13 protein-coding genes are annotated in these 15,480 nt (G+C 71.5%); 5 read left to right on the forward strand and 8 right to left on the reverse strand.

Annotation, left to right across the window (positions count from 1 at the left end; genetic code table 11):
• Positions 1-51: 51 nt before the first annotated feature.
• Positions 52-1,239, reverse strand: coding sequence for a cell wall metabolism sensor histidine kinase WalK (locus QNA09_RS16985; RefSeq protein WP_010592093.1), 1,188 nt, complete (start codon positions 1,237-1,239; stop codon positions 52-54).
• Positions 1,240-1,384: 145 nt separating this feature from the next.
• A complete protein-coding gene (locus tag QNA09_RS16990; RefSeq protein WP_010592094.1) occupies positions 1,385-2,131 on the reverse strand; it encodes a phosphoglyceromutase in 747 nt (248 codons plus the stop codon).
• 131 nt (positions 2,132-2,262) lie between these two features.
• Between QNA09_RS16990 and QNA09_RS16995 the strand changes: the two genes are divergently transcribed.
• The gene (locus QNA09_RS16995) at positions 2,263-4,029 is read left to right on the forward strand and encodes an FAD-dependent oxidoreductase (protein WP_119699933.1); all 1,767 of its coding nucleotides are present in this window, start codon (positions 2,263-2,265) and stop codon (positions 4,027-4,029) included.
• A 117-nt stretch (positions 4,030-4,146) separates the two neighbouring features.
• Positions 4,147-5,883, forward strand: a complete 1,737-nt coding sequence (locus tag QNA09_RS17000) for an FAD-dependent oxidoreductase (RefSeq protein ID WP_119699934.1) — start codon at positions 4,147-4,149, stop codon at positions 5,881-5,883.
• Between the two features lie 4 nt (positions 5,884-5,887).
• Here the strand turns inward: QNA09_RS17000 and QNA09_RS17005 are convergent, their stop codons facing one another.
• Positions 5,888-7,474: an AMP-binding protein gene (locus QNA09_RS17005; RefSeq protein ID WP_119699935.1), complete on the reverse strand. Its 1,587-nt coding sequence runs from the start codon at positions 7,472-7,474 to the stop codon at positions 5,888-5,890.
• Positions 7,475-7,671: 197 nt separating this feature from the next.
• On the opposite strand from QNA09_RS17005, the gene QNA09_RS17010 reads away from it, so the two are divergent.
• Both QNA09_RS17010 and QNA09_RS17015 read left to right on the forward strand, forming a co-directional pair.
• A complete protein-coding gene (locus QNA09_RS17010; protein WP_040270895.1) occupies positions 7,672-8,688 on the forward strand; it encodes an AraC family transcriptional regulator in 1,017 nt (338 codons plus the stop codon).
• A gap of 121 nt (positions 8,689-8,809) precedes the next feature.
• Entirely contained in the window at positions 8,810-9,976 is a 1,167-nt protein-coding gene (locus QNA09_RS17015; protein WP_048772321.1) for a serine hydrolase, read from the forward strand.
• An 84-nt stretch (positions 9,977-10,060) separates the two neighbouring features.
• Here QNA09_RS17015 and QNA09_RS17020 read toward each other — a convergent pair whose 3' ends face one another.
• The 4 genes from QNA09_RS17020 to QNA09_RS17035 form a co-directional block, all read right to left on the reverse strand.
• Positions 10,061-10,399 carry a transglycosylase family protein gene (locus tag QNA09_RS17020; RefSeq protein WP_017681788.1) on the reverse strand — a complete coding sequence of 113 codons (339 nt, stop codon included), beginning with the start codon at positions 10,397-10,399 and terminating at the stop codon, positions 10,061-10,063.
• Positions 10,400-10,778: 379 nt separating this feature from the next.
• Positions 10,779-11,297 (reverse strand): YbjN domain-containing protein, encoded by a 519-nt coding sequence (locus QNA09_RS17025; RefSeq protein WP_026138013.1) that lies wholly within the window; start codon positions 11,295-11,297, stop codon positions 10,779-10,781.
• A complete protein-coding gene (mshA, locus tag QNA09_RS17030; protein WP_119699936.1) occupies positions 11,294-12,631 on the reverse strand; it encodes a D-inositol-3-phosphate glycosyltransferase in 1,338 nt (445 codons plus the stop codon). Before mshA ends, QNA09_RS17025 begins: the two co-directional genes overlap by 4 nt.
• A 107-nt stretch (positions 12,632-12,738) precedes the next feature.
• Entirely contained in the window at positions 12,739-13,440 is a 702-nt protein-coding gene (locus QNA09_RS17035) for a helix-turn-helix domain-containing protein (protein WP_040270891.1), read from the reverse strand.
• Between the two features lie 63 nt (positions 13,441-13,503).
• On the opposite strand from QNA09_RS17035, the gene QNA09_RS17040 reads away from it, so the two are divergent.
• Positions 13,504-14,682 (forward strand): acyl-CoA dehydrogenase family protein, encoded by a 1,179-nt coding sequence (locus tag QNA09_RS17040; protein WP_203010968.1) that lies wholly within the window; start codon positions 13,504-13,506, stop codon positions 14,680-14,682.
• Here the strand turns inward: QNA09_RS17040 and QNA09_RS17045 are convergent.
• Positions 14,657-15,478: an alpha/beta fold hydrolase gene (locus QNA09_RS17045; RefSeq protein ID WP_119700324.1), complete on the reverse strand. Its 822-nt coding sequence runs from the start codon at positions 15,476-15,478 to the stop codon at positions 14,657-14,659. The two genes, QNA09_RS17040 and QNA09_RS17045, sit on opposite strands and share 26 nt — an antisense overlap.
• Between the last annotated feature and the right edge of the window lie 2 nt (positions 15,479-15,480).

The raw sequence follows: 15,480 nt of genomic DNA on the forward strand, positions 1-15,480 counted from the left end.
TCGTCGTAGGTGTCGGCATGGTCGCCCCGCTCCACCGTCACCGCTCGCCCGTCACCGCTCCACCGTCAGCGCGGGGCCGCCCTCGTGGCGAGGTGTGGCTCCGTGGGATTCGCGGGGATCGGGCGAACAGGCGGGGATGAGGAGCGTGAACGTCGACCCGGTTCCCGGCTGGCTCCACAACCGGATCTCCCCGTTGTGGTTGGCGGCGACGTGCTTGACGATCGCCAGCCCGAGACCGGTGCCACCGGTGGCGCGGGAACGGGCCTTGTCGACCCGGAAGAACCGTTCGAAGACGCGCTCCTGGTCCTCCTTCTCGATCCCGATGCCGCGGTCGGTCACCGCGATCGCGACCTTGCCCGCGCGCAGGGACCGGCTGACCGACACCGGCGAACCCGGAGACGAGTAGGCGATCGCATTCTCGATCAGATTGGCCAGCGCGGTGACGAGCAGGGTCTGGTCGCCGAGGACCTCGTACCCGCCGGCGGCGTCGGTGGTGACGGTGATCTGCGCGTTCTCGGCGGTCAGGCGGGTGCGGCGCAGCGCCTCCTCGACGACGTCGTCGACCTCGACCACCTCGAGGTTCGGCAGCTTCTCGGCCCCCTGCAGGCGCGAGAGCGCGATCAGTTCGGTCACCATGTTGCCGAGCCGGTTGGCCTCGCTCTGTAGCCGGGTTCCGAAGTGCCGCACGGATTCCGGGTCGTCGGCGGATTCGAGCAGGGCTTCGGCGAGCAGGGCCATCGCGCCCACGGGGGTCTTGAGTTCGTGACTGACGTTGGCGACGAAGTCCCGGCGGGTGGCCTCCATCCGGACCTGCTCGGAGTCGTCGTAGGCGTAGAGCGCGACGAAGCGCGCGTCGTCGTCGAGCAGACGCCGCGCGACGCAGCGCACCGCCACGCGCTCGCGACCGCGGGGCGTCTTCGCGGTGAGGTCGAGCTCGGCGGGTTCACCCGTCTCGAGGACACGGGTGGCGGCGGCCCAGGCCGAGTCCTCGACGAGCCGGTTGCGGACCAGGCCGAGTTCCTCCGCACGCGGATTGAACAGGACGACGTCGTGGAACCGGTCGACGACGGCGATGCCGGTGTCCGCGCCGAAGACCACGCGATCGAGGACCTGCGCCATGGTGAGGTCGGCGTCGGTGCGGTCGGCGGCCCGGCGCCGGAGGAGCCGCATCAGCACGATCGCGGACACGGCACCGAGGACGGCGGCCCCGGCGAGCAGCACGGCCTGCGCAACAGTCACGTCTCGAATCGTACGTACGCGCGGCGCGGCGGTGACAGCGGGTCGGGGCATTCCGCCGCACGTCACACCGCATGTTCGCAGCATTTGCCGCGTGTTCACCGCCCGTTTCCCGGGGCCGCGGACAGTCGCCCGCGGCCCCTGGGAACTACCGGCCGCCCTGACCCGCGACGGCGGCGGCACCCGCCGCGGCCGCCTCGGGATCGAGGTACGTGCCACCCGGGTTCAGCGGGCGCAGGTTCTCGTCGAGGTCGTAACGCAGCGGGATGCCGGTGGGGATGTTCAGCCCGGCGATCTCCTCGTCGGAGATCCCGTCGAGGTGCTTGACCAGAGCACGCAGCGAGTTGCCGTGGGCCGTGATCAGGACGGTCCGGCCGGCCCGCACGTCCTGGGAGATGGTCTCCTCCCAGTACGGGATGAGGCGATCGACGACGTCCTTCAGGCACTCGGTGAGCGGCACCTCGTCGACGTCCGCGTACCGGACGTCGCTGTCCTGGCTGTACTTGCTGCCGGGCTCGATCGGCGGGGGCGGGGTGTCGTAGCTGCGGCGCCACAGCATGAACTGCTCGTCGCCGAACTCCGCCTTGATCTCCGCCTTGTTCTTGCCCTGCAGCGCACCGTAGTGCCGCTCGTTCAGGCGCCAGTCGCGCACGACCGGAATCCAGTGCCGATCCGCGGCGTCGAGCGCGTAGTTGGCGGTGCTGATGGCGCGGCGCAGCAGCGACGTGTAGAGCACGTCCGGCAGGAGATCGTGCTCGGCGAGCAGTTCGCCGGCCCGCTTGCCCTCGGCGATCCCCTTGTCGGTCAGGTGGACGTCCACCCATCCCGTGAAGAGGTTCATCGCGTTCCATTCGCTCTCGCCGTGGCGGAGCAACACAAGTGTTCCGTTGGTCATGGGCCAATCCTGGCACGCCCGCGTGGCAACGCTACGTCGGCACCGTTCAGTGAATTCCCCGCGCGAGACGCACACATCGGATATATGTGACAACGGTTGTTTTCAGAACGACGTCCGGATGGGGGCTTCTCGTGTTCGACACCCGACTTTCCCGCCGCACCTTCCTCACCGCCCTGGGCGCCCTCGCGGTCGCGCCCGCCCCCGCCCACGCCGCCCCGCGCTCCCCGGCGCTGCGCTCGACGGGCCGCCGCGTCGCCGTGCTCGGCGGCGGGGTGGCGGGCCTGACGGCCGCCCACGAACTGATCGAACGCGGCTTCGACGTCACCGTCTTCGAACCGACCGCCCTGGGCGGCAAGGCCCGCAGCATCCCGTCGCCGGGCACCGCGGCCGGCGGCCGCGCCGACCTGCCCGGCGAGCACGGATTCCGCTTCTTCCCGGGCTTCTACCAGCACATCCCCGACACGATGCGACGGATCCCCTTCCCGGGCAATCCGAACGGCGTGTTCGACAATCTCGTCGCCGGCGCCGCCTTCCGGATGGCGATCCCCGGCGGGCCCGACCTCATCGCCCCGGCGTCGATCGCCCCGCTCCCCCACGGCGTCCTCGATCCCGCCTCGCTGCAGGAATCCCTGGCCGCGGCCTTCTCCCTCGGCAACGCCATCCCCCCGCACGAACTGGCCGTCTTCACCCGCAAGCTGGTGATGTTCCTGACCAGCAGTCTCGAACGACGCGACGGCCAGTGGGAACACCGGACGTGGTCGCAGACGCTCGAGGCCGACGGCAAGTCGTCGGCCTACCGCGACATCCTCGTCTCGGCCCTGACCCGTCAACTGGTGGCCGCCCGGCCCACCGTCGCCTCCACCCGCACCATCGGCATCATGGGCCAGGCGTTCATGTGGAACGCGATGGGCACCGTCCCCGCATACGGCCATCTGGACCGGGTCCTGGCCGCTCCCACCGACGAGGCGTGGATCGGCCCGTGGGCCGCGCACCTGCGCGACCTGGGCGTCGTATTCGAAATGGGTTGGGCGGCAGAAGCACTCGACATCGCGTCCGGTTCGATCACCGGAGTGCGGCTGGTGGACGGCAACGGCACCCGGTCCGTCGCCGAAGCCGACTGGTACGTCGCGGCGATGCCCGTCGAACGGGCCGCGCCCCTGTGGTCACCGCGGATCCTCGCCGCAGATCCTCGCCTCGAAGGCATGCGGAACCTGCAGACGGACTGGATGGTGGGCATCCAGTACTTCCTGCGCCGGCCCACCCCGATCGCCGCCGGCCACGTCGCATACCTCGGCTCGCCGTGGGCACTGACCTCCATCAGCCAGGGCCAGTTCTGGCGCGGCGACTTCGCCGGCCGCTACGGCGACGGCAGCGCCCACGACTGCCTGTCCGTGGACATCTCCGACTGGGACACCCCGGGCGTCCTCCACGGCAAGACCGCCAAGGAGTGCACGGCCGAGGAGATCGCCCAGGAGACGTGGGCCCAGATGTCGGCATGCCTCGACGACACCGGCACCAGCGTCCTCGACGAGGACGACATCGTCTCGTGGTTCCTCGACCCCGGCATCCGGTGGGATCCCGCGCAGGGCCGCAACACCAACGCCACACCCCTGCTCGTCAACACCGTCGGCTCCCTGTCCGACCGGCCCGACGCCCGCACCGCGATCCCGAACCTCTTCCTGGCCGGGGACTACGTCCGCACCGACATCGATCTCGCGACCATGGAGTCGGCCGGCGAATCCGCGCGTGCGGCCGTCACCGCGCTGCTCGAAGCCGCCGACTCGCCCGCCGCACCGCCGGCGCTGTACCGACTGCACGAGCCACCCGAACTCGAACCGATGCGCCGCATCGACGCCGACCGCTACCGCGCGGGCCTGCCGCACCTGCTCGACGTGTGACGGCGCGCGTTCCGGCGCCGGGCACCGCTCACGTCGAGGATCCGGATGCGGCGAACAGGCCCGCGCGGCCGCCGAATTCCGACATACTGCCCTCGAACGCGACGAAAGGGCATGCCCATGAGCGAGACCTCGGTACTCGTGGTCGGCGCCGGCCCGGTCGGACTGACCGCCGCGCTGGAACTGCGCCGGCGCGGCGTCGACGTCGTGATCGTCGACCGGCTGCCGGAACCGCCGCAGTACGCCAAAGCGGTCGGCATCCAGCCGCGCACCCTCGAGGTCTGGGACGCGATGGGCGTGGTCCGCCCTTCGCTCGACGTGTCCGCGCCGATGCACGGGCAGATCGTCTACGTCGACGGCCGGCAGGTGATGCGCCTCGAACTCGAACTGCCCGAGGACGTGCCGTACCGGTTCGTCTGCATGCCCCAGTACGCCACGGAACGGGTGCTGACGCAGGCCCTGGCCGAGCACGGCACCGTCGTGCGCCGCGGCATCGAGCTCACCGGGTTCGAGCAGACCGCGGACGGCGTGGTCGCCGACCTGCGCGACGGCGACGACACGACGCGGCTGGCGGCCCGCTACCTGGTCGGCTGCGACGGTGCGCACAGCGCCGTACGGAAAGGACTCGGGGTGTCCTTCGACGGCGACGCGTTCCCCGAGGAGTACATGCTCGCCGACGTCGAACTGGACTGGTCGATGCCGGGCGGCTACGGCATCCGCGCCTCGACGACGAACGACGGCACGACCACGGACATGATGGTGTGCATCCCGCTGCCCGGCACCGGCCGCTACCGCCTGTCGACCTTCGTCGCGCCGGACCTGGCGACCTCCGCGTCCGGCAGCGGAGCCGTGGCGCACGGACTCGAGGGCGGGCGCCGGCCCACCCTCGGCCACATCCAGGCCGTGCTCGACCGGCTGGCGCCCGAACCGACCCGGGCCGGTGCGCTGCGCTGGTCGTCGGTGTTCCGGATCAGCCACCGCCTCGCCGGGAGCTACGGCGGGGGCCGGGTGTTCCTGGCCGGGGACGCCGCGCACATCCATCCCCCGACCGGGGCACAGGGCATGAACACCGGCATCCAGGACGCCTACAACCTCGGCTGGAAGCTCGCCCTGGCGGTGCAGGGACGCGCCGCCGACGGCCTGCTCGACAGCTACGACGCCGAGCGCCGGCCCGTCGGGGCGGAGGTGGTGGGCCGCACCGTGCGGCACGCCCGGCAGGGCCTCGGAGCCGGCGAGACGGACGCCGCGACCGCGATCGCGCGCGAGGCCCAGCTGCTGCTCGGTTACCGGGACAGCCCGCTCGTCGGTGAAGACGTGCCGACCAGCGGCGGTGCAGACGTGCCGACCAGCGGCGGTGCAGACGTGCCGACCAGCGGCGGTGCAGACGTACCGCACAGCGGCGGTGCAGACGTACCGCACGGCGGCGGTGCAGACGTGCCGCACGGCGGCGGTCCGGCTCCCGGCGATCGCGCCCCCGATGCGACGGAGTTGCGGCAGGACGCCGTCGCCTCGCCGCTGCGGCTGCACGAGCTGCTGCGCCATCCCGGTCACACCGTGCTGCTGTGGGCGCCCACGGCGCAGGCGCTGCAGGCGCAGCGAGAGCTCGCCGAGCGGGCGACGGACCGCTTCGGTGACGCGCTGCGGGCGTACGTGCTTGTGGCGGGAAGCACCGGGAGCCCGGCCGACGGCCGGGTACTGCGCGACGACGCGGGCCGCGCCGCGCGGGCGTACGGTTTCGACGGTGCCGCCGCGGCTGTGGTGGTGCGGCCGGACGGCTACGTCGGGTTCCGGGCGCAGGATCCGACGATCGAGGCGCTCGCGGCGCATCTCGGCCGGATCCTGCGGCCCGGGCAATGACCGGCTACGTCGCCGGGGTGCGCAGATCCTTCCGGAGGATCTTGCCGGCGGCGGACTTCGGGACGATGTCGATGAACTGCACCTGCCGCACCTTCTTGTGCGGCGAGACCCGCTCGGCGACGAACTCGACGACCTCGGCCTCGGTGAGTTCGGCGTCCGGCTGACGCACCACGAACGCCTTGGGCACCTCCTCGCCTTCGTCGTCGAGCACACCGATCACCGCGACGTCGGCGATCTTCGGGTGGGTCAGCAGCAGCGCCTCGAGTTCGGCGGGCGGCACCTGGTAGCCCTTGTACTTGATCAGCTCCTTGAGCCGGTCGACGATGGTGACGTTGCCGGCCGCATCGACCGTGGCGATGTCGCCGGTGTGCAGGAACCCGTCGGCGTCGAGGGTCTCCGCGGTGGCCTGCGGGTTGCCGAGGTAGCCGACCATGACGTTGGGGCCCTTGCACCACAGCTCACCCGGCTCGGAGACACCCTCACCGGTGGGGTACTCGACCTCTTCGCCGGTGGTCGGGTCGACGAGCTTGCACTCCATGTTGGCGATCGTCGGTCCCACCGAGTCGAGTGGCACGTCGTCGCCGTCGAACGGGATGGCGTGGCTGACCGGGCTCATCTCGGACATGCCGTACCCCTGACGGACCTTCCATCCCAGTCGCGCGGCGACCGCGTTCCCGAGCGCCCTGTCCAGCGGCGCCGCGCCGGAGAACACGGTGTGCACGCTCGAGAGGTCGTACTGGTCCACGAGCGGGTGCTTGGCCAGGGCGACCGCGACGGGCGGTGCGATGAACACGTAGGTGCACTTCTGTTCGGAGACGATCCGCAGGAACTCCGGCAGGTCGAACTTCGGCATCGTCACCAGCGACGCGCGGTTGAACAGGGCGGCGTTGAGAAGAACGGTCATGCCGTAGATGTGGAAGAACGGCAGGACGGCGAGGATCCGGTCGTCGGGGTCGATCCTGATCGGGGACTTGATCTGGCACACGTTGGCCACCAGGTTGGTGTGCGTGAGCATCACGCCCTTCGGGCGACCGGTGGTGCCGGACGAGTACGGCAGCACCGCCAGATGGGTGGCCGGATCGAACGACACCTCGGGGGCGGGGGCGTTCTCGGCGAGCAGGTCGCGCAGGGAGGGATGCCCCTCGGCGCCGTCGAGCACGACCAGACGATCGTCGGGGATACCGACCGCGGCCGCGGCCTCCTTCGCGTGCGGCAGCAGCGGCGAGACCGTGAAGAAGAACGTCGCCTTGGAATCCTCGAGCTGCTTGGCGATGTCCTCGGCGGTGTAGAGCGCGTTGACGGTGGTCGCGGTGGCCCCCGCCCGCAGGATGCCGTGGAACACGGTCGCGAAGGCGGGCACGTTCGGCGAGAGCAGGCCGACGACGTCGCCGACTCCCACACCGCGCGCCGCAAGAGCACCCGCGATCGCGTCGATCTGCCCGATCAGGGTCCGGTAGTCGGTGACGGCCCCGGTCGTGCCCTCCATCAACGCCGGGCGATCGAGGTCCGACTCCGCGATCGAACCGAACAGGAAGTCGTAGACACTCAGTGCCGGGATGTCGACGTCGGGAAAGGGACTGCGAAAGCTCATTGGTTCTCCTCGGGGGCAGGAATCTGTGGCACGCCGTGCCAGACGTGCCGGGAGTACGGTATCCGACGGCTGTGAAGGCAGTCACAGGCATGCCGGACACTACCGGGTCGGGGACCGTCGCGGGCCCGGTCACGCGCCCCGGAGCCCGGCCGATCGGGCAGTGTCGGCGGCCGGTCCGGCACCCTAGGCTCGACCGGATGACGGACGTCGTGCACTCGCTGGACCCGTTCTCCGGCCGCGGCTCCTCGCCCGCGACGGTCTCGACCGACTGGGACGAGATCCGGACGTGGTCGGACCGGGTGTACATGCCCTATCGCGTGCGGCCGAGCGGACGCCTGCTGCACCCGCGATCGAGCATGTTCTCGGCGTCGATCGGCGACATCGTGCTCACCCGGTTCCGCTACGGCATTCCGGTGACCGTCGACCGGCTCTCCGCCGAGGCCGGCAACATCCTCGTGCTCACGACGATCCGTGGGCACGCGCGGCACCGCGTCGGAGCGGGCGAGGTGGAGGTCGATTCCGGCGCCACGTTCGTGGCCGACTGCAGCCGCATCGAGCATCGCGTCGACTTCGACGACGAGCACCTGCAGCTGAACCTGACGGTGCCGCACCGGCTCGTCGCCGACCTCGCCGACCGCTGGTTCGGCGTCGTCCCCGACGATCGCCTGTGGCAGCACAAGTGCGTCGTCGGGACCGGGTCGTCGGGCTGGAACACGCTGCTCGCGTATGCGGTCCGCGCGATCCGGGCCGATCCGGTGCGGATCGCGCAGGGCCGGCCGGGCGCCCATCTGCAGGAGTTGCTCCTCGGTCACCTCGTCACCGAATGGGCCGCCGCGGCGGGCGTCGCGCTCGACCCCGGCGAACCGCCGGCCGCCCCGGCGTACGTCCGGCACGCGGAGCGCTACATCCGCGAGCACGCCGCGGACCTGCCCACGGTCTCCGAGGTCGCTGCCGCCGTGGGTGTCAGCGTGCGCGCCCTGTCGGGGGCGTTCCGCCGCCACCTGGACACCACGCCGAACCGGTACCTCACCGACGTGCGATTGCGGCACATCCGCGACGAGCTCTCCATCCCGTCGGCCGAGTGCACCGTCTCGGCGGTGGCGGCCCGGTGGGGCTACGTCAACATGGGGGTCTTCGCCGCCGCCTACCGTCGCCGATTCGGCGAGAATCCGTCGCGCACGCTCGCCCGGGCCCGCGGGCGCCGAGTGCCGTAATCCGACAACGCGTGCCGATCCGAGGTGGCCCGCGTCACAGCTCCGTCCGTAGCGTCCCCCTCCGACGCCGGCCGGCGGACCGCACACAGGAGGAACCGTGACAGACGACTTCGCGACCACGATGGACGCAACCCTGCGAGAACTCACCCACCGCCCGACGGGCGTGCCGGGCGTGGTGGCCATGCTCACCGACCGGGACGGTGTCGTGTACGAGGGGGTGGCCGGGGAACGCGCAGCGGGCTCGGGCTCGGCGATGACGGCGGACACCGTGTTCGCCGCCTTCTCCACGACCAAGGCGATCACCGGCACCGCCGCACTCCAGTGCGTCGAGGAGGGCCTGCTCGACCTCGACGCCCCCGCCGCCCGCTACGTCCCGGAGATCGGGGAACTCCAGGTTCTCGAGGGCTTCGGAACGGACGGCGCGCCCCTGCTGCGCGCGCCGAAGCGCGACATCACCACCCGCATGCTGCTGCTCCACACGGCCGGTCTCGGATACGACTTCTTCGACGAGAACTACCGGCGTCTCGCCGAGGAGCACGGTCAGCCCAGCGTGATCACGGGATCGAAGGCCGCGCTGACGACACCGCTGCTGTTCGATCCCGGCGACCGGTGGATGTACGGCTCGAACATCGACTGGTGCGGTCTCGTGGTGGAGGCCGTGCGGGGCCGGCGCCTCGGCGAGGTCATGCGCGAGCGGATCTTCGAGCCGCTCGGGATGGGCGACACGGCGTTCGCACTCACCGACGACATGCGCGCGCGGCTGGCCGTCGTCCACCAGCGCAGCGAGGACGGAGCACTCGCGCCGATGCCGGAGATGGTGCTGCCCCAGGACCCGGAGATCCACATGGGAGGGCACGGGCTCTACACCACCGTGCCGGACTACCTGAAATTCATCCGGATGTGGCTGCGCGACGGCGCGGCCCCCGGCGGTGACCGGGTTCTCTCGCCCGCGACCGTCGCCGACGCGGTGCGTGGCGGCCTGGACGGGCAGCAGGTGACCGCGCTGCCAGGGGTCGTCCCGGCGCTGTCGAACGACGCGGAGTTCTTCCCCGGGCTGGCCAAGAACTGGGCGTACACGTTCCTGGTGAACGAGGAGCCGGCGCCGACGGGCCGCCCGGCCGGTGCCCTCGGCTGGGCGGGTCTGGCGAATCTCTACTACTGGATCGACCGGGAGAACGGGCTCGGCGGCTTCTGGGCCACGCAGATCCTGCCGTTCGCGGACGCCGTGTCGTTCCAGGGCTATCTCGACTTCGAGACCGCCGCCTATCGAGGTGCGGCGATCCGGTGAGATGCGACGAGCCCCGCGTGCGGTGCACGCGGGGCTCGTTCGGCTGCTACGGGCGCGAGCCCGGGCACGTGTCCGAGTGTCGGATCAGAGGTACTGACCGCACACCGGCCACGCGCCGCGACCCTGGCCGTCCAGGACGTTCTCGGCGATGGCGATCTGCTGCTCCCGGGTCGCCTGGTCGGCGGTGGGGGCGTACTGCTGGCCGCCGTAGGCGTTCCAGGTGCTCGGAGCGAACTGCAGGCCGCCGTGGTAGCCGTTGCCGGTGTTGATCGCCCAGTTCCCGCTGCTCTCGCACTGCGCGACGGCGTCCCAGTTGCCGGACGCGGCGTTGGCGGTGCCGGTGCCGAGGGCGAGCGGGGTGACGGCCAGGGCCGCGGTGGCGGCGACGGTGCCGAGGGCGCGCTTGAAGGTGAAGTTAGCCATGATGCGGTTGAATTCCTCTCGCGTCTGCTGGCGAGGCACTGCGGCGGCCGACGATGTCGATCCCGCTGCCCGGATTCGGAGCTGTGCCTCGTCCCTGCCCCTCGATCAGGTATCGAGTTCCGGTCCCGCGGGGCAGAGTCAGCGGCGACGGGCCGGTCTTGCTTGCCCGGTGGTATCGGGCTGATTACGACGCTAGAGAGTCATCACGGATCGGTCACGCGCTGTTTTCCGGCACGTGCGTCCCACATTCCAAGATCGGGCGGCGCCGTTTTCCCAGGTGACGTCGGAAGTATCGCCGTTTCGACACCGCGTAGTTACACGGCCGTTATGTGACCAGGCTCACAGTAATATTGTGGGACGGGTCACCGATATCGCGCCGTTACGGCTGCGCGTCCTCCACCACGAAGGGCCGGCCGTCCTCGATCAGGTGCCGGAAGGGTTCGAGGTTGCGCAGCGACTCGCCCCGGGAGACCCGCCACTCCCACTCCCGCTTGATGGAGGCGAGGAAACCCAGCCCGAGGATGACGTTGAAGTCGTGATCGGCGGCCTCGAGCACCTGGCCGAGCACCGCGTCCAGTTCGTCCGGAGTGACCGATGCCTCCGACATCCGGCCGACGAGGTAGATGTCCCCGATCTTGTCGAGGGTGTACGCGACCCCGTACAGCCGCCGATTGCGCCGGAGCAGGAACCGGTACACGCCCTCGAAGTTCTCGTCGGGCTTGCGGCACACGAACGCCTCGACCCGCAGGCCGTGGTTGCCGAGGGAGAGCAGGGTCGTCGTCTTGAGCTTGTTCTCCCCCGGCAGGTCGACGACGAAGTGCCCACCCTCCTTGCGGGAGAACTCGAGGCCGCGATCGCGCAGCGTCGCCTCGATCGTCTCGCTCAGTCGCTCGCTCACGCCCGCACCCCCGTCGTCCGCCGGATCTTCCACACTCCGCGCTGCCGGCGCAGCGGAAACTCGCCGCTCGCGAGGGAGCGGTCCCGCAGCGCACCGGCCTTACGGTAACTGGCGAGCAGCCCGTCCGCCGTGTGCTCCCAGGAGAAGTTCTCCGCGTGCAGGGGCGCCGCCGCCGCCAGCACGGCCCGCCGACCCGGATCCGTGACCAGCGAGCGCAGCGCGGCGGCCCAGTCGCTCGTGCGATGCCCGTCGACGAGCAGCCCGGTCTCGCCGTCGCGCACCGCGACGCCGAGGCCGCCGACGTTCGCCGCCAGCACCGGGGTCCCGCACGCCTGCGCCTCGATCGCCACCAGGCCGAACGACTCGGAGTAGCTCGGCACCGCCACCACGTCCGACGCGCGGTAGACCTGCACGAGCCGTTCGGGAGGTTGCGGGGGCAGGAACGTCACCCGGGCGGCGATCCCGAGCTCGGCGGCCAGGTCGATCAGCGAGTGCGGGCGCTCGAGCCCGGTGCCCGAGGGCCCGCCCACCACCAGCACCCGCAGGGGCACCTCGGGGTCGGCGGCCATCGCCGCCGCGGCGGCGCGCAGCAGCACGTCGGGTGCCTTGAGCGGCTGGATCCGGCCGACGAATGTCACGATCGTCTCGTTCGGGTCCAGCCCCAGCTCGGCGCGGGCGAGCGCCCGGTCCCCCGGCCGGTAGCGGGACAGGTCCGCGCCCGGCGCCACCACGTCGATCCGTGACGGGTCGGCACCGTAGCTGCGCTCGAGCTGCGCCGCTTCGTCGATCGTGTTGGCGACGAGCCGGTCGGACTCGGCGACCACCTGCTGCTCGCCGATCTGCCGGGCCGCCGGCTCGGGCACGTCACCGTCGGCGAGCGAGGCGTTCTTCACTGCGGCGAGAGTGTGGGCGGTGTGCACGAGCGGGACGCCCCACCGGTCGCGGGCGAGCCAGCCCACCTGGCCGGACAGCCAGTAGTGCGAGTGCACCAGGTCGTAGTAGCCCTGCGGGTGCCGGGCCTCCTCCCGCAGCACCCCGGCGGCGAAGGCGCACAACTGCGTGGGCAGGTCGTGCTTGTCGAGTCCCTCGTAGGGACCGGCGGCGACGTTGCGTACGAGCACGCCCGGTGCCGCCTCCTGCACCACGGGGTCCGCCGACGAGGTCGCCCGGGTGAAGATCTCCACCTCCACCCCGCGCCGCGCGAGCTGCACGGCGGTCTGCAGAACGTAGACGTTCATTCCGCCGGCGTCCCCGGTGCCGGGTTGGGCGAGAGGCGAGGTGTGGACCGACAGGACGGCCACGCGGCGGGGACGGCTGTTCGACTTCGACGTCACTTCTCCATACTGCCCTGCCGGGCATCCCCGTCCGGTTCCGCCCTCCCCTGCGCTCCGTCCCGCTGCGCCCCGACCGGGCTCGTCTGCGCGACGTCGCACCCGGCCGGTCAGGACCGCTCGCCCGTCTCGGAACCCGTGACTGCGCGGCGCACCGCGGCGTGGAACGGGCTCCACAGGAACCAGACGCCGAACCCGCGCACCAGCGCGGCCGGCCCGTGCAGTCGCACGCTGCCGTCGTCGAGCGCCTCGATCAGCGTCCGCGTGCCGGCGAACACGCGCATCAGGGCCACCGGTTCCGCGGTCACGTACACGTCGACGTCGAAGCCCGGATGCTTCCGGCACACCGACGGCTCGCCGCGGTCCAGGACGATCCACAACCGGATCGGGGCGGGACCGGTGTAGTCGAACTCGATCACCACCCGTTGCGGCGGCACCCGGTCCCGGTCCACCCGCCGGTGCATCCACCAGGTCAGTGTCACGGGGTCGACCTCGGCGGGCAGGGGCTCGGAGAACAACCACTTCACCGCCCACTCCCCGATCGCGACGAGGATCGGGGCGAGTTCGCGGCCGGCCGGGGTGAGGTGGTACTCGCAGCCCCGCGCCTGCGGGACCCGCTCCAGCACGCCCTTGCGCTCGAGGTGCCGCAGCCGGGTGGCGAGGAGGGTGCGCGAGATGCCGGGCAGACCGCGTTCGATCTCGTTGAAGCGGGTACTTCCGTAGACCATTTCGCGCAGGATCAGCGGGGTCCACCGGTCGGCGAGCACCTCGCTGCCGATCGAGACCGGACAGTACTGCCCGTACTCGCGCACACCTCCAGAGTAGGTCCAGAACGTGCACTGGGCGGTATCGATCCGTGCTCCTACCGTCGAGACATGACCACCGTAGACATCACCCAGTACCCCCGATCCCGGCCCCGCGAGGAACTCGTCGCCGGCGCCGACGAACTCGGCCGGCGGATCGCCCCCTACGCCCGCGCCCACGACCGCGACGGCACGTTCGTCGCCGAGGCCTACGAGATCCTGCGCTCGGAGGGCCGTCTCGCCCTCGCCGTCCCCCGCGAACTCGGCGGCGGCGGCGCGACCGTGCGCGATGTCGCCACCGTGCAGCGCACCCTGGCACACCACTGCGCGGCGACCGCGCTCGCCTCGGCCATGCACCACCACGTCGTGCTCGCCGCCGCGTGGCGGTACCGGCACGGCGCGCCCGGCGCGGACCGGATGCTGCGCCGCGTCGCCGAGGAGGCGCTCGTGCTCGTCTCCACCGGCGGCGCCGACCAGACCCACCCCCGCGGGTCCGCCCGGAAGGTGCCCGGCGGCTACCGCGTCGACGGCCGCAAGGTGTTCTGCAGCCAGGCCCCCGTCGGCGACGTGCTCGCCACCATGTTCCCGTTCGACGACCCCGACGAGGGCCGCATCGTGCTCAACATGATGATCCCGATGAACACCGACGGGGTACGAGTCCACGACAACTGGGACTCACTGGGCATGCGCGGCACCGGCAGCCACGACGTCGAGCTGACCGACGTGTTCGTCCCGGACGCGGCCGTGGTCGCCCGCCGCCCCTACGGGGTGATCGACCCGCCGTTCCAGCTGGTGCTCAGCGTCGCCATGCCCGTGGTCGCGGCCGTCTATCTCGGCGTCGCCGAGACCGCGCACGCGACCGCGAACGCACTCGTCGCCGGAACCCCGCGGGCGAACGACCCGACGGTGCGCCGCCAGCTCGGGGTGGCGGCCACCCGCCTGCAGGTCGCGTCGTGGGCCCTCGACGGTGCCCTCGACACCGTCGGCGACGATCCGGTGCCGTCGATGAGCACGGTCGCCGCGGTGATGACCGCCAAGGCCGAGATCGCGCGGACCGCGATCGAGGTGTGCGACCTGGCGCTCGACGTCGCCGGGGGCCGCGGCTTCTACCGGTCGAGCCCGCTCGAACAGTGCTATCGCGACGTGCGCGGGGTCAAGTTCCACCCGCTCACACCGGAGGAGACGCTCCTGCTCGCCGGGACGCAGGCGATCGGGTCGGTGGACGCTACAGCGATCCCGCGAAGCGCGTGACCTCCGCGGCGAACCGCTGCGGGTCCTCGACGAACGGGCCGTGGTCGGTGCCCTCCCAGTACGACGTCGTCGCGTTCGGCAGCAGTGCCGCCGCGTGCTCGGCGGCCGAGACGTCGACGACCGAGTCGGCGGTGCCGTGCAGGACGAGCACCGGGATGTCGAGACTGCGCAGCAGCTCGTCGTTGCTCACCGTCCGGGCGAACATCGCCGCCCGCACGCGGGGCGGGGTGCACAGGCTGGTGCCGAACAGCGCCTGCGCCGCGACGCCCGTGTCCGCCCCGGTCCCGGTGAGGGCGGTGCCGAAGGCACCGAGTGCGCGGATCGCCGTCGCCGCATCCTCGGACATCGCGTCGGGGACGGCGGCGCGCATGGCCGACCCGACCTTGCCGCCCTTCTCACCGCGCCCGATGCTGGTGATCGCGCCGACCAGCACGATCCCGGCGACGCGGTCGGTGCCGTGCGTCGCGAGGTAGTCGCAGATCACCAGGCCGCCGTAGGACCAGCCGAGCAGCACCGCGTCGTGGGCGTCCTCGGCGCCGAGCACGGCCTGCACGTCCCCGGCCCACAGTTTCGACTCGTCGTATCCGGTCTCCGGGGCGCCCGAGTACCCGTGTCCGCGGAGGTCGACGGCGATCACCCGGTGGGTGCGGGCCAGCTCGTCGAGCACGGACTCGCCCCAGCACCGCGACGACTGGGCCCATCCGTGCAGCAGGACCAGCGGGCGGTGGGCGGGATCGCCGGTGACGCGGTAGACGATGGGGGTGCCGTCGGAACTCTCGACCTCACGGATTGTCATGC

Source organism: Rhodococcus sp. AH-ZY2, from assembly GCF_030916465.1.
Lineage (GTDB): Bacteria > Actinomycetota > Actinomycetes > Mycobacteriales > Mycobacteriaceae > Rhodococcus > Rhodococcus ruber.